The sequence below is a fragment of the Chryseobacterium gallinarum genome, assembly GCF_001021975.1.
Classification (GTDB): domain Bacteria; phylum Bacteroidota; class Bacteroidia; order Flavobacteriales; family Weeksellaceae; genus Chryseobacterium; species Chryseobacterium gallinarum.
Genome location: NZ_CP009928.1, coordinates 814,941 through 836,086, shown reverse-complemented (window position 1 = coordinate 836,086; position 21,146 = coordinate 814,941). Strand labels below are relative to the sequence as shown.

Genomic DNA, 21,146 nt, shown 5'->3' with positions numbered 1-21,146 from the left:
TCATGTTTCCGGTTACTGATGTAGAAGAACCCTGAAAAAAATGTTTTATTTCTGATAATATATTAATTTTAACTCGTTTTAAAATAAACTCAGTTGTTGAGAAAATTGATTGTGAAATTTTGATGAACTTCCACCAACCAGCAATTTCCTAAGGTTTTTATCTGTCAAATATTTCAGATAAGCATTCCCGGCATTAAAATCAATAAAATATTTCGCGCGGTTTACAGCGGCTCCTAACTTTTTCAAATGATCCATATGTAAAATTTGAAACCGCCTTGCGCTCACAATTTTCTGAGCTGTTTTTACTCCAATTCCCGGGATTCTTAAAATCATTTGATAGTCAGCGGTCTGAAGATTGACGGGAAATTGGTCCAAGTGTCGCAATGCCCAACTTAACTTCGGATCCACTTCCAGATCAAGGAAAGGGATGTCAGGATCTAAAATTTCCTCTGCTTTAAAACCATAAAATCTCATCAACCAGTCAGACTGATATAGCCTGTTTTCACGAAGCATCGGAACTTCTGTAGTTAATGAAGGAAGTCTTTTATCCTCCAGCACCGGAACATATCCGGAATAATAAACCCTTTTCAGGTTGAAATTTTTATAAAAATGGTCAGCCACTTTAATGATTTGAAGATCATTTTCGTTGGTAGCACCTACAATCATCTGAGTAGATTGCCCTGCCGGGGCAAACTTGGGAACTTTCTTTAAGATTTTCTTCTCGTCCTGATACTGCGTAATCCCTTTTTGGATGTATCTCATCGGACTGATCATATCATGTCTGTTCTTTTCCGGAGCCAATAATTTTAAACCGCTTTCTGTTGGGATTTCAAGATTCACAGATAGTCTGTCTGCATATAAAGCTGCTTCCTGCATCAGTTCATCACTCGCCCCGGGAATAGATTTTAAATGAATATAGCCATTAAAATTTTCTTCCAGACGAAGTTTTTTAGCTACTCGTACCAATCGTTCCATCGTGGTATCTGCATTTTTGAAAATTCCTGAACTTAGAAATAGTCCCTCAATATAGTTTCTACGGTAAAAATTAATTGTTAAATCTACTACTTCTTCTACTGTAAATGCTGCCCTTTTAATGTCATTTGAACTTCTGGAAACGCAATAAGCGCAATCATAGATACAATGATTGGTCAGTAAAATTTTAAGCAATGAAACGCATCTTCCGTCTTCGGTATAGGTATGGCAGATGCCGCTTGCGGAGCTATCACCTAAAGCTCCTTTTTTATTTTTCCTTGTCCCTCCGCTGGATGAGCAGGAGACATCATACTTTGCTGCATCGGCAAGGATTTCAAGCTTTTCTTTAAGACGGTCAAAATTCATATTCTTAATAATTGATACATTTTGTATCGGATGTGTATTTAAACATTGTCCAAATTTAGTTCCAAAATTGATAAATGTCAACCTTTTTTCATGGAAGTTATCAACAAAAAAGAGTCTCAAAATCATTATATTTACGGCTCATTAAAGTTTCTATTATGAATCATAAACCGATTGAAGGTTTTTCCAAGCTTCCAAAGCAGGGGAAAATCGACTGGCTTGTAAACGAATACCTTGAAGGAAATCAGGAATATCAAAATATATTAAAACAATATTGGAACGAAGATGCCGACCTTCAGAAACTTCACGAAGAGTTTTCTGAAAATACGATTTCCAATTTTTATATGCCTTATGGAATTGCTCCAAATTTTCTGATTGACGGAAAACTATTGGCTCTGCCAATGGCTGTTGAAGAAAGTTCCGTAGTCGCTGCGGCCTCTAAAGCTGCAAAATTCTGGATTGATAAAGGTGGTTTTAAAACAACCATTATCAATACGGAAAAATTGGGGCATACCCATTTCATATTTAATGTAGAATCTCATAAATTATTACATTTCTTTAATTTTAGTCTAAAGAAAAAATTATTGGAGGCTACAGAAGATATCACTGCCAATATGAGAAAACGTGGTGGAGGAATCTTAAACATCAGCCTTGTGGATAAAACAGCAGAAATGCCAAATTATTACCAGCTGAAGGCAAGCTTTGACACGGTAGACTCGATGGGAGCCAACTTTATCAATTCATGTCTTGAGCAGTTTGGTAAAACACTAAGACAGGAAGTTGCCACGAGCGAGGACTTTACCCAGGATGAAAAAAACTCATTGCAAATCGTGATGAATATTCTTTCCAACTTTACTCCGGATTGTATCGTAAGAGCTGAGGTTTCCTGTAAAATGGAAGATTTAAAAGATGACAGCGGAATTTCTCCTGAGGAATTTGCATCCAAGTTTAAACAAGCTGTTACCATTGCTGAAATTGAACCTTACCGCGCAACTACTCATAATAAAGGAGTAATGAACGGAGTAGATGCAGTGGTGATTGCAACCGGAAACGACTTCAGGGCAACTGAAGCCTGTGCTCATGCCTATGCTGCAAGAGACGGAAAATACCGGTCTTTGACCCACTGTACTACCGATAACGGCGTTTTCAGGTTCTGGATCGATCTTCCGATTTCTGTAGGCGTTGTAGGAGGTCTTACCAATCTTCATCCATTGGTAAAATTCTCTCTGGCTTTACTGGGAAAACCTTCCGCACAGGAATTGATGAGTATTCTGGCTGTTTCTGGATTAGCCCAAAATTTTGCAGCTCTGCGTTCATTGGTAACAACAGGTATTCAGAAAGGTCACATGAAAATGCATTTATTGAATATTCTGAATCAATTAGGAGCTACAGAAGAGGAGAAACAACATTTTGTGACTTACTTTAAAGATAAAACGGTAAGCCATCACGAGGTAATCAATGAGTTTAACAGAATGAGAGGGAACTAATGCTACAGATTATCTTGCCCATCATATTTCTCATCTTTGGATTCTTTTTGAAGAAAACAACATCACCGGGATTCCAAAGTTCCAAGAGATTTGCCAATATGTTTATCATACTGGGCATTTCTACTTTGGTGGCTAAATTTATTTTAATGTACCTAAAATCGAAATAATGAAAAAAAGTGTTCTGCTTTTCTTATTGATTTCCGGTGTAAGTTTTTCACAACAGAAAAATTTAAAAATAAGCAATTTGCCACCAAAGATTGAAAACTTTGTGTTTCCTGTGATTTCTTATCCGGACCGTCCGGAAGTAGAAAATAAGATCAATACATTCCTGCAGGTAAAAGAACTGGAATACATCCCGGGGACAGGTGGAGACCCTTCCAAATTAGTCTCTACAGGAACGACTTCATACTCCAATTATATTTACTATTATGATTGGGAAAAGCTGGAGACACCTAAGGATATTCTAAGTATAGGAATACATGGAGAAGCTATCGGTGCATATCCTGAGGAATTTGCAGACTGGAAAAATTTCGATTTAAGGACAGGGAATTATATCAATGCTGAAGCTTTATTTCAAAAGAGTACTGCTAAAACAGTTGCAGGTTTGATTCAAAAAAGAATAAAAAAAAGAGTTGATGACTTTCTTGTTACATTAAAATCTGAAAAAAATCCTTCAGAAGAAATTCAGGATCAGATTGATTTATATGAAGGGTGTTTCATGGATTATACTTTGAACGGTATCAGGTATTTTTTTGGAAAGGACAAGCTGACTTTTGTAGCAGGCAGATGCTCCAATCATGCAATGCGGGCGCTGGATGATTTGGGAAGCCACGAACTTGAATTTACCTATAAAGAACTTGAAAAGTACTGGAGCCCTTATGGAAAGAATCTGATATCCGGTTCTGAAACAATTGGTCAAACCGGTCCGGGAAATAAATTGTATAAAGGCAAAATTAATGGAAAATACCCCATTACGGTTTTATTCAACGAAATTAATGAGGATAATTCTTTTTCAGCTGTGTACTGGTATGACAAGAATAAAAAGCTGATCCATTGGAGAGGAAAGTTTGTTCAGGATCATTTCTCTATCATAGAAGATGATTATCATAGTGAAGAATTGAAAGCATGGATACCAAGAGCTCTGGTGGAAGCCGATATAAAAGGAAATAAAATCATCGGGACATGGCAGGATTATAGAACAAAAAAATATTTAACCCTAGAATTAGAAGAGTTATAAAATGAAAACAATTACTTTAATTTTTGGAGCGGTGTATGGAATGCTGTCAGTAATACTCGGCGCATTCGGAGCACATGCCTTGAAGAAGATATTGTCCGTAGAAAGACTTGAAAGTTTTGAAACGGGAGTAAGATACCAGATGTATGCAGCTTTTTTTCTGCTGATTATCGGGTATATTTTAAAATTTGAAACATCAACGGAAAAATGGACGTCCATTTTAATGATTGCCGGAACGTTTTTATTCTCAGTAAGTATCTATTTCTTAAGTATGCAGGATTATTTAGGAGCTAATCTTAAATTTTTAGGACCTATTACCCCGCTAGGAGGTTTATTAATGATCCTAAGCTGGGGAATGCTGATTCTTTATTTTGCTAAAAATAAGATCTGAGAATGAAAATTAACAGGAGAAGACGGCTTATAAGAACCTTTAACTTATTGGACCAGCCGATAAGATTTAATCCTTTTGTGTTCAGCCGTACTTTTTTTATGTGGGCTTTTACCGGTTTGGTAGGCGGTATTATTGCCGGTGGATACTGGATCGTACTGGAGCATTTTACGGAGTTCCTTGCTGAATTTCAGGGATGGGAAGTAATTCCTACGATGGCGATCTGCGGATTGCTGGCAGGATTAGTGATCCATTTTATTGGTGATCCCGGGGAAATCCATCTGATTGTTAATAATATCAGATTTAATAAAGGAAAGCTGGAGCCAAAGAACAATCCATCCATGATTCTTTCGTCACTTTTTTGTGTGGCATCAGGGGGAAGCTTAGGTCCAGAAGCTCCTTTGGTACAGGTAACCGGATCTACAGGAACCTGGTTGGGGAAAATATTCAGGCTGAAAGGTGAAGAACTGCGTTCCTTAAGTATTGCCGGAATGGCTTCCGGATTTACAGCATTGTTCGGAGCTCCACTGGGAGGAAGTCTTTTCTCATTGGAAATCCTGCATCATAAACATGCTGTAGAATATTATAAAGCTATTATCCCTGCATTAGTAGCAAGCTGCTTCAGCTACCTGATGTTTGCTCTGATCATTCATTTGGGTATTGGAGCAACCTGGGATTTAAAGGCTTACCATTACACGGGAGTATATGATTTTTTATATGCCACATTATTTGGAGTTGTAGGAACATTCTTCGGATGGATTTTCATTTTTGTCGTGAAATTTTTTAAAAAACTTTTTGAATACAGAAATCTTCCCATCTATATTAAAACCTTGGTAGGAGGGATCATTTTAGGCGTTATTGCTTATAATTTCCCTATTACAAGATATTTTGGACATAACGAAATCAACCAGTTGATTGGTGGGAATTTCGGATTGAATTTTCTGATCCTTGTCCTTGTTTTTAAAATAGTAGCCATTGCCATTACCGTAACTTCAGGATGGAGAGGAGGCTTCATCATTCCCCTTTTCTTCGTGGGAACCACATTAGGATTAATTATCCACAATTTATTTCCCAATGTAGACACCACGCTTGCCATTGTAAGCTGTATGGCAGCAATCAATGCCTGTGTAACGAGAACTCCGATGAGTACAACGATCATTTTAGGAACATTAACAGGGTTTACTTATTTTGTGCCGATATTGTTCGCCAGTCTTACAGGATATTTCCTGGCACCAAAAATTCCGTTTATCGGATCACAATCAGAGAAATTGGCGGAAGAATAAGGGAAAATCAAATGATATGTTAAAAATCAAGTCAACAGGACTTTAAATTTTAAGTCAATAAACTTGAACTTCCGTGTCTTTTTAGTAAATTTGTCAACCTTTAAATATTTAAATAAAATAATAAAAATAATATGAATCTTCACGAGTATCAATCAAAAGAGATTTTATCAAAGTACGGAGTAGCTATCCAACGTGGTTTCGTAGCGAATAACGTAGATGAAGCTGTAGCTGCTGCAGAAAAACTAACTGCTGAAACCGGCGCTCAGGGATGGGTAGTAAAAGCACAGATCCACGCAGGAGGTCGTGGTAAAGGTGGTGGTGTAAAGTTCTCTCCAAACATGGATAAACTTAAAGAAAACGCTCAGAACATCATCGGAATGCAGTTGGTAACACCACAAACTTCTGCTGAGGGTAAAAAAGTAAATTCTGTTTTGGTTGCAGAGGATGTATATTATCCAGGTGAATCAGAAACTAAAGAATTTTATGTTTCTATCCTGTTAGACAGAGCTGAAGGTAAAAATACAGTTGTATATTCTACTGAAGGAGGTATGGATATCGAGCACGTTGCTGAAGTAACTCCTCACTTGATTCACAAAGAAATCATTGATCCAGCTTTAGGTCTTCAAGGGTTCCAGGCTAGAAAAATTGCTTTCAACCTAGGTCTTGAAGGAAATGCTTTCAAAGAATTTACTAAATTCATTACCTCTTTATATAACGCTTACGTTGGTATCGATGCATCGCTTTTCGAAATCAATCCTGTGTTGAAAACTTCTGATAACAAAATTATCGCTGTAGATGCTAAAGTAACTTTAGATGATAACTCATTATTCCGTCACAAAGACTTAGCGGAATTAAGAGATACAAGAGAAGAAGATCCAATGGATGTTGAAGCAGGTGAAGCGGGTCTTAACTTCGTAAAACTGGATGGTAACGTTGCTTGTATGGTAAACGGTGCCGGTCTTGCTATGGCAACTATGGATATCATCAAATTATCAGGTGGTAACCCTGCTAACTTCCTTGATGTAGGGGGTACTGCAGATGCTCAGAGAGTACAGACTGCTTTCGGAATCATCTTAAGAGATCCAAACGTAAAAGCAATCCTGATCAACATCTTCGGAGGTATTGTAAGATGTGACAGAGTTGCTCAAGGGGTTGTAGATGCTTACAAAGCTATGGGTAGCCTTCCGGTTCCATTGATCGTAAGATTACAGGGAACTAACGCTGTTGAAGCTAAAAAATTAATCGATGAGTCTGGTCTTCCGGTACACTCTGCAATTACTTTAGAAGAAGCTGCAAACAAAGTAAAAGAAGTTTTAGCGTAATCTAAAATTTTCAAATAAATAAGAAAACCGTTTCACACTTGTGGAGCGGTTTTTTGTTGGCCAATGCAAGGGCAAAATTTTGTTAATAATTTCAGCAAAGTTATTTAAACCTAACAGGTTTCAAAAACCTGTTAGGTTTCTCAAAAAAAGCTATAATGAAAAACCACCTTAGTTTTGAAGTGGCCTTTATTTTATAGACATTTATTATTTATCCTGATGACTTTCGGGTAAGCTGGAATCTCCATTCGTAATACTGATACTCGTTGGAGTTACAAGTTGAATTTTATCCTCATCAAAACGTTCTTTAATGTTTAAATAGGCCTTACTTCTCACCTGAGCCAGGTTAGCACCTACTTTAATCCAGAATTTGACCTGAAGGTTAAATGCCCCTTGTTTGAGGTCTGTAAAAATAACCTCTGCCGTATCCAGCTTATCCACATTGTCAAGATTTTTAATCACATTAAGAATACTTTTTTGTGCTTTGCTGATATCCTCATCTGCAGGAATTTCAAAGTTTAATATAATTCTTCGTTGTGGTGATGCTGTAATATTATAAAATGGTGCATTAAAAACTACCTGATTAGGAATATATGCTTTTTTGCCATCATCTGTAAGAATCTTTGTTGTTAAAAAACCGATTTCCTGTACGGTCCCGGAATGAGTTCCGATGGTAATATAATCTCCCACTTTAAAAGCCTTATCAATTCCGATCAGCATTCCCGAAAAGATACTCGATACAAGGTCTTTCAAGGCAACCCCGGCAATAACCCCCGCCACACCTAAACTTCCGATAAACTTCCAAAGAAAGCCGCTGAATCCCATTATTTCGAGGGAGATAAACGTTCCCATTAGCATAATTAGAAATCTGAATACTCCGATTAACGTAACCAGAGAGCTTTCTTTCTGGCTTTTCGGGAAAAATTTATGAAAAAGCTTTACTGCAATTATGCTCAGGTATTTGCTGGTAAGAAGAAAAAATGTGAATACCAGGATTCCGACAATCAGCTTTGGGGTAAGCTCGGCAAAAGTTACATACCAGTTTTCCAGGACTTTGTAAACAACATCAATATAACTGATTCCAGTTTTCTGCATGAATATTTTTTAGTTAAAGATATAAATTTTCAGCAAAAAATTTGTCAGTTTCAAAAAGTCTACTAAATTTGTAGACTATAAAACAAAATATTATGTCAATCAGATTAGGAGATACAGCACCCAACTTTCAGGCAGAATCATCTTCAGGCGTGATTAATTTCTATGATTATCTCGGAGATTCATGGGGGATTTTATTTTCACATCCGGCAGATTATACTCCGGTTTGCACTACGGAATTAGGATACACATCAAAATTACAGTCTGAATTTGAGAAAAGAGATACAAAAGTTATTGCCCTGAGTGTGGATGGGGTAGAGGACCACCAGAACTGGATTAAGGATATTAATGAAACCCAAAATACAGAGGTCCGGTTTCCGATTATTGCAGACAGAGATAAGAAAATCTCAGAACTGTATGATTTCATACATCCTAATGCTTCAACTACAGCTACCGTACGTTCTCTATTAATTATAGATCCTGCCAAAAAAGTAAGATTGATTATTACCTATCCCGCTTCTACAGGAAGAAATTTTAATGAAATATTGAGAGTATTAGACTCTTTGCAATTGGTAGATGCACATACAGTTGCCACTCCTGTGAATTGGCAGTACGGGGAAGACGTGATTGTTCCTCCATCTATTTCAACGGACTATGCAAGAAAGATATTTCCTAAGGGCGTTACAGAAATAAAACCCTATCTGAGATATACTCCACAACCGAATACATGATTTATTTGATTTTTTATAGTTTAGTTTTAATTTGTACGAAAAGCGCCCCGGAATAAATCCGGGGCGCTTTATTTTTTTATGAGTAGTAAGATTACTTAACCTCGTTGATAACTTGCTTAGCTTTAGAAGTTGGCAAATAAATACTAAATCCTAAATTAAAGGTAATGTTAGATGTTAAACCTTTATTGCCGAAACCTGTTACACCTGCATATTTTACTAAACCTTCCAGACCAATGTTTGGTGTGATAAAGTATGAATAACCTGGACCTACACCAAAGTCAAGACCTGTCGTAGAGTTACCTCCATTGCTGATAGAATAACCACCTACACCTAAGTTACCCTCGAAGAACCATCTACCGTGATGTAATAAGTTGTCCACACCTTTTTCTCCAGGAGAAAGATAATAACGTCCTAAAGCACCTACACCATAATCAAATCTTGTACTCGCCTCCTTAGAAGATTTACCGATACCTAATGTTACATATCCTCCAACGGCTAGATTATCTTCAATGAAATAAGCTCCTTTGGGTTGTATGTCAATTTGATATCCGCCACCTGTATTTAATCCGAAATTACTTGATATTAAACTGCTTCCTACCATCCAATTACCTTTTTGAATCTGAGCGTTTGCAGTTGCTGTTAAACCTGCTACAGCTAATATCCCTGTTAAAATAAGTTTTTTCATAATTTATTATTTTAATAATTAAATGTTTATTATTCACGAATTATAGAAAAAACAATAAATGTGCCAGAGTCTTAATTTTAGACAAATTTTCAAAAAAAGTGTTAAATTTCATGCAATGTACTTTTTAATTTTTTAACAATTCTCCTGATAATTTCGTAACTATAAAAATAAAAAACTGAGATTCACTAAGCATAATATGGAAGTCATTGAACTTCAAAAAGATGACTGTCTTCCGCTTTATTGATCTGATAAATCAAGCGGAAGACAGTCATTAATTATATAATCTGAATTAAGGTATTTAAATAAACAGAAGAATAATTGAAACAATCAGCCCTGCAATGGTAAACCTGATCCCACGTTTGAAGGCTTTGGTTTTAGGATTGAACATCCAGAAACTAGAAATAACAAAAAAGAAGAGTGCCACTCCGAAAAATACGCTTAAAGGGGCAATAGCATCCTTAGACTGTGATTTGTGAAGCGAAACCATTTTATCCAATACAAACGGCAGTTCCATTTTTGAATATTTGGCTACTCCGGTTGCAGAATCATAAGTTCCTTTTTTAAAGTGAAGAACGGTGCCTTCTGTTTTTTCCACTTCAAGGCCTTTCATCTTCAGCTCCTTTTTCAGTTCTTTTTCAGATAGGTTGGCAGATAAAGTCTTTTCATATTTTTTTTCACTTTTCAGGAAATCTGTGTCCCTGTAGACCAAAATAACTCCACTTACGGCATACACCGCCATAATACCCGCAAGGAAATATCCAAGATAACGGTGAGTGACTCTCATGAAACTTCTTGTGTCTTTAATCTTATCCATATCGTATTGTTTTGTTTTAAATTTCAAAAGTGGAAGCTGCAACAATGCAATTTCCACTTTAATAAGAGTAATTATATATTTAATTCTAAAGTCTGTATGTCAATGTAAAATAATAATTTCTTGGGGTAATCGGGTTTACTGAATAATTTTCGTGAACGTTGTAGTTTACAACATCAAACAGGTTACCCACTCTTCCCTGGATAGAGAACTTCTTCCACTCGTAACCAACTGATAGAGAAACAGTAGTATAATCTTTTAGATCAAACATTCTAGTTACATTGTTTCTGCTTACATTGGTAGATTTAGTATCATTCCATCCGGCGATTCTGTCTCCGATGTAATAAATTCCAGCTCCAATTTTTAATCCTTTTACATAGTTCGTAAATTTATAGAAAACGGAAACATTTGCTGTTGTAGCCGGTGTTCTTACCAGTCTTTGGTTTTCAACATATCCTTTTTCAGGAGTGTTAAGGTATACAGAATTATTATAAGAAAAACCTCCGATAATAGATAGGTTTTCTGTAGGATTTCCCGTAATGTCTAATTCCACACCACGGCTTCTCATATTTCCTGCAAATTCTTTAAGGTTGGTATCTGTTGAATTTACCGGTGCTGCATTAGGCGTAGTTGTAGGAATAAACCAATAAGTTTGATAATAATTGTTGTACATAATCTGGTAAGCCGTTAAGTTAACCGCTAACGCATTGTTCCAGAAGTTCTTTTTTACACCAATTTCGTATTGATCAACTGTTGATGGTTTTATGCTTTGTTTTGATAACCCGGTTAGCTGATTTTGAATTTGAGTTACAGTTTGATTGGTATTTACTGTACCAAACTGATCTGAAGTATATCCTGCATTTGAAGCAAATGAATTCGTGTACGTTGCAAATACCGAAAGATTTTCATTCGGAGCATAAACCAACCCCACTTTTGGAGAAAATGCATTATCAGATGTTGAAGAATTGGCTACTTCAAATTTCTCATTTGATGCAAAACGGGTTGTTAGTGTAGGCATATTTTCTATATAAGACCATCTTAATCCAGCAATTACTTTTAGTTGCTTCGTTAAGCTGATAAAATCTTGTGCATAGATTCCAATTCTTCTTGTATTGATTCTGTTTCTTGTATTAAGGGTAGAATTAGGCATGCCAATACTTCCCCATGTTGAAGGATCATCTAAATAGAGAAGATTTTTTGGATCTGTAACATTATATGCATAAGCATCTGCTTGGCTGTAATCCGCATCTGAACCAATTAATACCTTATGGTTGATTTTTCCGGTATTGAATTCACCATTGATGTTTACTTGTGCAGAAGTATAATTTTGTTCGTTATACGTTTTACCAAAAGGTCTTTTCCATGATAACCTGTTGGGATCTACAGTTTTATCTTTAGTGTCATAGATCCATTGTACTCTTTCAGAGGAAAAATAATCTTTCGTATAGTTTTGATAAGAAGCTGTAGCATTTAAAGACCATCTTTCGTTAAACTGATGATTGAAAGTTACATTCGTAGAAGTTTGCTGTACATTTTGATATTGCCAGTCAGTTCCGAAGAAAACGTTTCTGGAAAAACTATCATTCAATCTGTAGCTTTGGTCTTTTTCAGTAATAGACCCAAGTCCAAAATCCGGGGTAAAGTTATTTTTAAGATAATCTGCCTCAACAATTAATTGAGATCTATCACTTAAATTAAATAAGAATGACGGATTGAAATAATATTTTTCAGATTGTACAACATCTCTGAAACTTTCAGCATATTCGTATGCACCGTTTACTCTGAAAGCAATATTTTTAGATAAAGGGCCATAAACATCAATTGTAGGCTTATAGGAATTCCAGCTTCCGCCATTTAATCCTATGCTTCCCCCAAAATTGAATTTAGGTTTTTTTGTAATCATGTTGACAATACCACCGGCAGCAGTATTTCCGTAAAGCATTGCGTTTGCTCCCTTTAAAACTTCTACTCTTTCCAGACCACTTACTTCAGGGAAAACTCCACTGTTTATTCTTGATCCATTCTTGAAAATATTATCATTTCCTAAAATAAAACCACGCCCACCAAAGCTGTCCTGAGAATTTCCCCTGGATGAAGTTACATACATCCCGTTTACGTTTTGTAGAACATCACTCAATTGCTTGGCCTGTTGCTGCTCAATGATTTCATGGGTAACAATAGCAATCGGCTGCGGGTTTTCCATTACCGTAAGGTTTGACTTTGTAGATAAAGTTCTCGCCTGGTTAGGATTTCCCGTTTTATGAAGGTTGATATCCTCAATCGTTTGGGTTCTGATAGTATCTGCTTCAAAGTTTTTTAACTGCGCACTTAATGAAACAGCAGTAAATAGAAGACCTAGGGAAAGTAATTGTCTTTTCATTTTATTTTTATGTAGAACAGTTTTAAATAACGCGCAAATGTAAGTATTTGTTTAGAATAGATAAAAATAATTTCATGATTTTTGTCATGCTTTCAGGATGGGTAAATATTATTTCTATGGAATCCAGACAGACTATTATCCGGTTTTTATGAATATATTTGTTAAAAATTAAGATTATGCAATTGGTAAGAGCAGGATTGTGTGCTTTTGGAATGAGCGGAAAAGTGTTTCATGCGCCATTTTTAAAAGAACACCCCGGATTTTCTATTTCAGGAATAGTAGAGCGAAGCAAGGAGGAATCTAAAGAAAAATATCCTGAAGCAACGATATATCGCTCTGTAGAAGAAATGCTTCAAAATGCAGATATAGAACTGGTGATCATCAATACTCCGGTTCAAACGCATTATGAATATGCCAGGAAAGCTTTGGAGGCTGGGAAAAATATTATTGTTGAAAAGCCATTCACGGTGAACGTTGCAGAAGCTGAAGAACTGGTTAGCCTTGCAGAAGAAAAAGGACTGTTTTTAAGTGTATATCAAAACAGAAGATTCGACAGAGATTTTTTACAGGTTCAAAAGGTTTTAGCTGAAAAAAAACTGGGGATTATTAAAGAAGCGGAAATACGTTTTGACAGGTTCAGGACTGCCCCTAGTGGAAAACAACATAAAGAAAGTCCGGATCAGTCCGGATCAGGTTCACTTCACGATCTTGGCGCCCATCTTGTGGATCAGGCGGTACAATATTTCGGCTTCCCTGAGAAGCTTTTTGCAGATGTATTCTCTATGAAAGGTGAAGAATTTGCGAATGATTATTTTGAGATTTTACTGTTCTACAAAAACAACCTGAGGGTAAGACTGAAGTCTTCAGTTTTTACCAAAGAAGACCATTATGCTTATAAAATCCATGGAGACAGGGGGAGCTTTTTACAGGAAAGAACCGATAATCAGGAAAGTGAACTGGTAGCAGGTGCTATTCCGGTATACGGTAAAGAGTGGATGCTACCCCTAAAAGAAGCTGATGGCATTCTGAACTTTTTAAATGAAAACTCCGAAACGGAAAGAATTCTGACTTTCAGTGACGCGGGTAATTATATGCACTACTATCAGCAAATCTATGAACATATTGTTTTCGGACACACCTTACCTTCTCCGGGAAATGAAATTATCCTGAACATGAAAATCATCGATGCTTCATTGAAAAGTGCCCAAGAAGGAAAGATAGTATCGTTATAAAATTATAGTGAGTTATGAATGAGCTAAGGAAGGTTGAAGCTTAATGGTGGCAGAAGTACACTTTCTGCCCTTTATCCTAAAGCCCCAAGTCTCATTCATCACTCATTTTTACATGATTTCCTGAAGCTCAAGCCATCTCATTTCATGATTTTCCAGTTTTTCGGAAACGGCCTCCAATTCCGCTGAAAGCCTGGCTATTTTTTCATAATCTGCTTCATTATTGAGTAATTCCAGGATCTTTGCACGTTGCTCTTCCAGCTCCGGCATTTCTTTTTCTATAGTTTCCAGTTCTCTTTGTTCTTTGAATGTCAGTTTTCTTTTTTGAGAATTGGATGATGGTGTATTTTCTGTAGCAGCCATCGTTTCTTTTGCAGGCTCAGGTTTTATGGCTGTATTTTTTTCCAGAGCTTCTTCGCGGCTTTTAGCTTCACGGTATTCGGAGAAGTTTCCTACAAAATCCCTTATTTTTCCATCGCCTTCAAAAGCCAGAACATGGTCCACGATTCTATCCATAAAATATCGGTCGTGGGAAACAATAATTAAAGATCCCTGGAATTGTTGCAAAAAGTTCTCGAGAACCGTTAAAGTGGGAAGATCGAGATCATTGGTAGGCTCATCAAAAATCAGGAAATTAGGATTCTGGTATAAAATATACATCAGATGAAGTCTTCTTTTTTCACCACCTGAGAGTTTTGATATGGGAGAATACTGCGTCTGATCATCGAATAAGAATAACCTTAAAAACTGCGATGCAGACAGGCTTTTTCCATTGGCCAAAGGATAAAACTCTGCAATTTCCTTAATAAAATCTATAACACGCTCATCTTCTTTATAGGTAAGACCTTTTTGAGAGAAATAACCGAAAGAAATGGTTTCTCCTGTTTCTATTTCACCACGATCGGCTTTTTCAAATCCCTGGATGATATTCAGAAGGGTAGACTTTCCAGCTCCGTTTTTCCCGACAATCCCTACTTTCTCACCCCGCTGGAACTGGTAGCTGAAATCTTTTAGTAAAACTTTATTACCAAAACTTTTGTCAATATGTTTCAGTTCAAGAATTTTATTGCCCAGGCGCTTCATTTCAAAGTCCAGTTCAAGTCCGTCTTTTCTGGTGTCGGTCTTGGCTACTTTCTCCGTTTCATAAAAAGCATCAATTCTGCTTTTGGATTTTGTAGTTCTTGCTTTGGGCTGTCTTCGCATCCATTCAAGTTCTTTCCTGTAAAGGTTGTTTGCTTTATCAATGGTGGCATTCAGGTTTTCCTCACGGATCATCTTATTTTCAAGATAGGTGGCATAGGAGCCGTTATGGGTATAAAGAGCTCCGTCTTCCATCTCCCAGATAATGTCGCACACACTGTCCAGGAAATACCGGTCGTGGGTAACAAGCAACAGGGTTATTTTTGCTTTATTCAGATAGTTTTCAAGCCATTCTACCATGTCCACGTCCAGGTGGTTGGTAGGCTCATCCATAATCAGTAAAGTATGTCTGTGTTCTGCTCTGGTTTCTGTTAAAAGCTTTGCCAACGCTACACGCTTGATCTGACCTCCGGACAGGGTTCCCATTTTAGCGTCAAGATCGGTAATTTTAAGCTGGGAAAGGATTTGTTTCATTTCATTTTCCAGATCCCATGCTTTGTGCACTTCCATATCGGCTAATGCTTTTTCAATGAAATTATGATCAGTGGAATGTAGTGACTGATGGTAATTCTTCAAGGCAAGAATCGGTGCAGAATCCAGGGTCATCATAAATTCCTCAACACTGAGGTTGGGGTCATAATCAATCTCCTGGTCAAATAAAACCACCTGGATATCCTTATTAATGACTACACTGCCACTATCAGCAATTTCTTTTCCCATTAGTATTTTCAGAAGCGTAGATTTTCCACTTCCGTTTTTGGCGACAATAGCTATTTTGTCTCCTTCATTGATGTGAAAAGAAATGTTTTCGAACAACACTTTTATACCATAAGACTTGGTAAGGTTTTCAGCAGAAACGTAATTCATTAGAATTTAATGGTTTGTTTTGAATTGAATTGAGCGGCAAAAGTACGAAAATGTAACCATACAATTTCCCGGAACGTGCTTTATAAAAATGAATATTTATGATTTCTTAAAAAAGAGGATAATGTTAAGATTTTTAGGACTCATAGACTGGAACTTAATTTTTTAGTATAAATTTAACTAAAGAGCCATTAAATTTAATAATACCTTATGAATGTTGATAGTGATAAAGTAGATAAGTTTGCATCAAACTTTTACCATGAAAAAACTCAGCGTTTTATTCCTTATTCTTACAGTTTCAGCTTTCAATGCACAGGTGATTTCAGGAACCATTATTTCCAAAAATGAAAATCAGCCCGTTCCATATGTAAAGATTGGAGTGGAAAAGGAAACCAACGGAACCATCTCTGATGGGAAAGGGAACTTCGCAATAGATCTTACCGGCCTGAATCCACAGCAGAAAGTAAAAATAGAGGTTCCGGGATATGAGCTGTATGAAGAAGCTATACAGGATTTCAAAAAGCACGATCAGCAGAAGGTATTCTTAAATGAAAAAACTAAAACAATCAAAGAAATTGCTATTAAGCCTAAAAAACTGGTTGATAAAAATTGGGGGGTAACAACAAAAAGCAAAAGTGTCTTATATTTCGTTAATCCGGCGGGAGATAAAGCACGTTTTCTTGGTGAAACAGCTTTGGAGTTTAACACTAAGAAAAGATCCAAAATCAAGAATATTAATCTGAATATCGCCCGATATATTTCCACAGAACCGGTTCTTATGCGGTACAGTATTTACAGTGAAAAGGATGGTTACCCTGATAAAAATATTCTGAATGAAGAAATTACAGTAGAGCTTACTGAAGATATGATTAAAGACGGAACTTATAGGCTTGATGTTAATGACTATAATATTTGGGTGAAGGGAAAGTTTTTTGTTGGCATTCAATTTTTAAAAGCATTTAACGGGAGCATTAAAATCAGTGCAGCATTGTTTAAAACGGGATTTATCAGAGAATTCTATGGAGACTGGAAAAAAATGTCCATTGCAGCACCTGCCATTAATATTGATGTGAAAGTGGATAAAAGCGGAAAAGATATACAAGATGCTGGTGTGTATGCAGATGATGATATCTCTCAGAGTTGGATAACCGATAATTCAAAGAACATAGAGGAAGCCAATCAGTCTATATATGGTAAAAATGACTCTGCCGGAAAATATTTAAAGCTGAAAGATACTGATCTTTATTATGAAGTATATGGAGAAGGTAAACCTTTAGTATTACTTCACGGAAATTCAGGCAGTATCAAAGATTTTTACAAGCAAATTCCAGTTTTATCTAAGCAGTATAAGGTTATTGCGGTAGATACAAGGGGGCAGGGGAGAAGCAAAGATACCTCCAAAAAAGATTTTACCTATAAATTATTTGCAGATGATGTAAAAGCATTAGCAGACAACCTGAAGCTTGATAAAATTAATATTGTGGGATGGAGTGATGGTGGAAATACAGGACTTGAATTTGCACTGAAATATCCTGATCGTCTTAATAAATTGATAACCATCGGGGCGAACGCTTTTCCTGAAGGAGTGGAAGATAAACTTATTGAACGTTTTACCAATCAGATGAAACAGCTGAATGACATAGCAGCTAAAGAAACTTTGGGAGAACGCAGGCTTTTAAAGATCATGCTTACGGAGCCTAATATCAGTAAAAATGATCTAAATAAAATAAAAAGTCCGGTTTTGGTTATTGCGGGAGACAGGGATGTTATCAAGCCGGATCATACAGAATTTATTTCCCAGCAAATTCCCAATGCTGAAAAGAAAATTTATAATGATACTACTCACATGGTTCCTTATGAAAAACCAGATCAACTTAATGCCGATATACTGAGTTTTCTTGAAAAGAGTAAATAGGAAGATAGAGGCTCGAAGTTATAGATTGCTTCTTTTAATTTCAACTTTGAATTAAAAGAAGCATTTTTTTTAAATCACTAATAATCATTAAAATAAACTTATAATTACTATCGGGAGCTTAGAAACCTTCCTGCTATTAATCCAACGTCAACCTTTTCAGAGACCAGGAATTACCATTGTAAATATCAAGATCTACTTTAGTATTAATTCCGTGAACAATCCCATTTTCTGTAAACTGCCAGAAATCCCACTGGTCATCCGGAGATGGTGACGGAACATCATTGTAATTGGCGAGCCAAAGCGGATAACCGTCAAATTCACCTTTCAGGAAATCTTTATAATAATGATAATAAGTATAAATAATAGGCTTTTCACCATAAGTTTCCTCCACGATTTTACACCATATTTTTAAATCTTCAATAAGCTTTTTGTTGGTTTTGCGTTTAGGAATTTTTTCAATATCTAAAATAGGAGGAAGATCTCCACTTTCCAGTTTTACATTAGCTAAAAAATTATTAGCCTGAATAACAGGATCTTCATCGGCCCTGTAAAAATGGTAAGCTCCGCGGATAAGATCATGTTTTTTGGCTTTTTCCCAGAATTCATCAAAATGTTTGTCAGCACTACGGTTTCCCATAGTAGCCCGCATTACAACAAATTCCAGCGGTATCGTTTTATTTCCGATGCTGAGACTGTCCCATTTGATATCTTCCTTATTCTGATAATGGGAAACATCAAAGCCATAGGTTTTATCAAGATTGCTTGCCAGTATCCGTTGAATCCTTGAAGCTTCCTTTTCACTGTTATGAAGTTTTTTATGAACAAACTTATTAAAGTATAAGGCATAATAATAGCTGACAGATTGTTTTAAATAAAATCCGGTCCCTATTAACGCAATTATTAATATCGCCAATAGCATCCATCTCCGGAAAAAATACTTCTTCCGTCTCTTCCTGTGGATTTGTTTGGCAGTTTTTTTGGTGTACTTTTTAGGTGTCATAAAGTTTTGCAAAACTAACTTTTTTCACTGCTAAATGCTAAATAAAATCAGTAAATTTGTGTACTATGGAAACACGCGAAAAAATCATCATTATAGGAGGAGGATTTGCGGGGCTACAGCTTGCAAAAACATTAAATAACAAGAATAAAAAAGTAATTGTTTTAGACCGGATGAATCATCATATGTTTCAGCCGCTTTTTTATCAGGTAGCCTCAGGAAGGATAGAACCTTCTAATATTTCTTTTCCTTTCAGAAAGATTTTCCAGCAATCCAGAAATACACAGTTCCGGATGACAGAGGTGAAAGAAATTGATCCCGCACACAATAAAGTGATTACTGATGAAGCGGAATTTACCTATGATAAACTAATCATCGCAACCGGCTGTAAAACTAATTTTTTCGGTAATAAAGAACTCGAAGGAAAGGCATTTGGAATGAAAAATACCCAGGAAGCCATCAGTATCAGGAATCATGTTTTGATGACATTTGAAAAACTGATCCTTGAAAAGAGCAGAAGCGATGATGGAAACTGGAATATTGTTATTGTAGGGAGCGGACCCACCGGAGTAGAACTGGCAGGTGCTTTTGCAGAAATGAAGAAAGATATCCTTCCCAGAGATTATCCCTATATGAATTTTGACCAGCTGAAAATTATTCTCGTAAGCTCTACCGATAAGCCACTTGCCGTAATGAGTACTGAAGCACAGGATAAATCTGAAAAATACCTTAAAGATCTTGGGGTAACCTTTCTGAGTGGGGAAGTGGTTACCGATTATGATGGCGATAAAGTTCATTTGAAAAGCGGGCAGACAATACCTTCCAATAATGTGATCTGGGCAGCCGGAGTTACAGGGAATGTTGTAGGCGGCTTCCCGGAGGAAAAATTGGTTAAAAACCGATATATAGTAGACCGGTATAATAAAATAAAAGGATACGATAATATATATGCCATTGGTGATATTGCCTATATGGAAACCCCTAAATATCCGCATGGCCATCCGCAGGTTGCCAATGTCGCTATTAATCAGGCGAAAAATCTGGGGAAAAACCTGCTGAAAAAACGCACTGCAGAATGGAAAGAATATGAATATGATGATAAGGGTTCTCTGGCAACAATAGGAAAGCACAGAGCAGTAGTAGATTTGCCATTTATAAAATTTCAGGGATTTTTAGCCTGGTATTTCTGGATGTTTCTCCATTTAATGTTAATTTTGAGCGTTCGGAATAAATTGGCCATATTCTTCAACTGGATGTGGAGTTATATCAACAAAGATTCTTCCCTACGATTAATTATTATACCTACAAAGAAAAACGGAACATTACAATGAGAATTGATATAATAAGCGTGCTTCCTGAATTGATGGAAAGTCCGTTCAAAACTTCTATTCTAAGAAGAGCAATGGATAAAGGGCTGGCAGAAGTACATTTTCATCACCTGAGAGACTGGGCCATCAACAAGCACAGGCAGATAGATGATGAGCCTTATGGAGGCGGGGCCGGAATGGTTATGATGGTAGAGCCATTGGATAAATGCATTTCTGAACTTAAAGCCCAGAGAGACTATGATGAAATTATTTATCTGACACCTGATGGAGTGACGCTGAACCAAAAAATAGCCAATACCCTTTCTATTAAAAACAACCTGATTTTTCTGTGTGGTCATTATAAAGGCATCGATCAGAGGGTAAGGGATCTCCATATTACCAAAGAGATTTCTATCGGAGATTATGTCCTTACCGGCGGGGAACTGGCAGCATGTGTATTGGCCGACTCTGTTATCCGTTTGCTTCCCGGAGTTTTAAACGATGAACAAAGTGCGCTGACAGACAGTTTCCAGGATGATCTGCTGTCTCCTCCCATCTATACCAGACCCGAAGTTTACAAAGGATTGGAAGTTCCTAAAGTTTTATTAAGCGGGAATTTTGCAAAAATTGAAGAATGGCGTCATGATGAAGCGGTAAGAATTACCAAGGAAAAACGTCCGGACCTGCTTTAGAAACTGCAGAGACTTAATTTTACTGTTCTTTTTTTCATCTGTTTCATTGATTATCTATTGAAATGGAATAATATTTGTTATTAGTGTAAGCAAGAAGGAAAAAGTAAATTCTTTTTGTTGAAAATTAAAATTTTATTCTCATTATTTTGAATTTCACATATTGATTTTATTCTGATTTATGGGGTGATAACTTTAAATAATTGAAAAATTAATTCACTATGGGTCGGATTATTGATATTTTTTGTTATATTTGAAAT

17 protein-coding genes are annotated in these 21,146 nt (G+C 36.5%); 10 read left to right on the top strand and 7 right to left on the bottom strand.

Annotated elements, in window-relative coordinates:
* Positions 1–78: 78 nt before the first annotated feature.
* A complete protein-coding gene (locus OK18_RS03805) occupies positions 79–1,338 on the bottom strand; it encodes a putative DNA modification/repair radical SAM protein (protein WP_050022365.1) in 1,260 nt (419 codons plus the stop codon).
* Positions 1,339–1,493: 155 nt separating this feature from the next.
* On the opposite strand from OK18_RS03805, the gene OK18_RS03800 reads away from it, so the two are divergent.
* The 5 genes from OK18_RS03800 to sucC all read left to right on the top strand — a co-directional run bounded on the left by OK18_RS03800 (position 1,494) and on the right by sucC (position 7,049).
* Complete coding sequence (locus OK18_RS03800) at positions 1,494–2,822, top strand: hydroxymethylglutaryl-CoA reductase, degradative (RefSeq protein WP_053327135.1); 1,329 nt, start codon at positions 1,494–1,496, stop codon at positions 2,820–2,822.
* Positions 2,823–2,988: 166 nt separating this feature from the next.
* Positions 2,989–4,059: a hypothetical protein gene (locus OK18_RS03795; RefSeq protein ID WP_053327134.1), complete on the top strand. Its 1,071-nt coding sequence runs from the start codon at positions 2,989–2,991 to the stop codon at positions 4,057–4,059.
* 1 nt (position 4,060) lies between these two features.
* Entirely contained in the window at positions 4,061–4,447 is a 387-nt protein-coding gene (locus OK18_RS03790; protein WP_050022146.1) for a DUF423 domain-containing protein, read from the top strand.
* A 2-nt stretch (positions 4,448–4,449) separates the two neighbouring features.
* Positions 4,450–5,727, top strand: a complete 1,278-nt coding sequence (locus tag OK18_RS03785; RefSeq protein ID WP_053327133.1) for a chloride channel protein — start codon at positions 4,450–4,452, stop codon at positions 5,725–5,727.
* Positions 5,728–5,858: 131 nt separating this feature from the next.
* Positions 5,859–7,049, top strand: coding sequence for an ADP-forming succinate--CoA ligase subunit beta (gene sucC, locus OK18_RS03780; RefSeq protein WP_050022145.1), 1,191 nt, complete (start codon positions 5,859–5,861; stop codon positions 7,047–7,049).
* Between the two features lie 204 nt (positions 7,050–7,253).
* Here the strand turns inward: sucC and OK18_RS03775 are convergent, their stop codons facing one another.
* Positions 7,254–8,141 (bottom strand): mechanosensitive ion channel family protein, encoded by an 888-nt coding sequence (locus OK18_RS03775; protein WP_053327132.1) that lies wholly within the window; start codon positions 8,139–8,141, stop codon positions 7,254–7,256.
* 92 nt (positions 8,142–8,233) lie between these two features.
* Between OK18_RS03775 and OK18_RS03770 the strand changes: the two genes are divergently transcribed.
* The gene (locus tag OK18_RS03770) at positions 8,234–8,869 is read left to right on the top strand and encodes a peroxiredoxin (protein ID WP_053327131.1); all 636 of its coding nucleotides are present in this window, start codon (positions 8,234–8,236) and stop codon (positions 8,867–8,869) included.
* Positions 8,870–8,960: 91 nt separating this feature from the next.
* On the opposite strand, the gene OK18_RS03765 is transcribed toward OK18_RS03770, so the two are convergent.
* From OK18_RS03765 to OK18_RS03755, 3 genes are all read right to left on the bottom strand, one after another.
* Positions 8,961–9,554, bottom strand: coding sequence for a hypothetical protein (locus OK18_RS03765; RefSeq protein WP_050022143.1), 594 nt, complete (start codon positions 9,552–9,554; stop codon positions 8,961–8,963).
* Positions 9,555–9,852: 298 nt separating this feature from the next.
* A complete protein-coding gene (locus OK18_RS03760) occupies positions 9,853–10,368 on the bottom strand; it encodes a hypothetical protein (RefSeq protein ID WP_050022364.1) in 516 nt (171 codons plus the stop codon).
* Between the two features lie 85 nt (positions 10,369–10,453).
* Positions 10,454–12,745, bottom strand: a complete 2,292-nt coding sequence (locus OK18_RS03755) for a TonB-dependent siderophore receptor (protein ID WP_053327130.1) — start codon at positions 12,743–12,745, stop codon at positions 10,454–10,456.
* A 176-nt stretch (positions 12,746–12,921) separates the two neighbouring features.
* On the opposite strand from OK18_RS03755, the gene OK18_RS03750 reads away from it, so the two are divergent.
* The gene (locus OK18_RS03750) at positions 12,922–13,977 is read left to right on the top strand and encodes a Gfo/Idh/MocA family oxidoreductase (protein ID WP_053327129.1); all 1,056 of its coding nucleotides are present in this window, start codon (positions 12,922–12,924) and stop codon (positions 13,975–13,977) included.
* Positions 13,978–14,085: 108 nt separating this feature from the next.
* Here the strand turns inward: OK18_RS03750 and OK18_RS03745 are convergent, their stop codons facing one another.
* Positions 14,086–15,981: an ABC-F family ATP-binding cassette domain-containing protein gene (locus tag OK18_RS03745; RefSeq protein ID WP_053327128.1), complete on the bottom strand. Its 1,896-nt coding sequence runs from the start codon at positions 15,979–15,981 to the stop codon at positions 14,086–14,088.
* A 256-nt stretch (positions 15,982–16,237) separates the two neighbouring features.
* On the opposite strand from OK18_RS03745, the gene OK18_RS03740 reads away from it, so the two are divergent.
* Entirely contained in the window at positions 16,238–17,893 is a 1,656-nt protein-coding gene (locus OK18_RS03740; RefSeq protein ID WP_053327127.1) for an alpha/beta fold hydrolase, read from the top strand.
* Between the two features lie 136 nt (positions 17,894–18,029).
* On the opposite strand, the gene OK18_RS03735 is transcribed toward OK18_RS03740, so the two are convergent.
* On the bottom strand, positions 18,030–18,893 hold the full coding sequence (locus OK18_RS03735) for a glycoside hydrolase family 25 protein (protein WP_053327126.1): 864 nt from the start codon (positions 18,891–18,893) through the stop codon (positions 18,030–18,032).
* Positions 18,894–18,958: 65 nt separating this feature from the next.
* Between OK18_RS03735 and OK18_RS03730 the strand changes: the two genes are divergently transcribed.
* Both OK18_RS03730 and trmD read left to right on the top strand, forming a co-directional pair.
* On the top strand, positions 18,959–20,221 hold the full coding sequence (locus OK18_RS03730; RefSeq protein ID WP_053327125.1) for an NAD(P)/FAD-dependent oxidoreductase: 1,263 nt from the start codon (positions 18,959–18,961) through the stop codon (positions 20,219–20,221).
* On the top strand, positions 20,218–20,889 hold the full coding sequence (gene trmD / locus OK18_RS03725) for a tRNA (guanosine(37)-N1)-methyltransferase TrmD (RefSeq protein ID WP_050022137.1): 672 nt from the start codon (positions 20,218–20,220) through the stop codon (positions 20,887–20,889). Before OK18_RS03730 ends, trmD begins: the two co-directional genes overlap by 4 nt.
* Positions 20,890–21,146 lie beyond the last annotated feature (257 nt).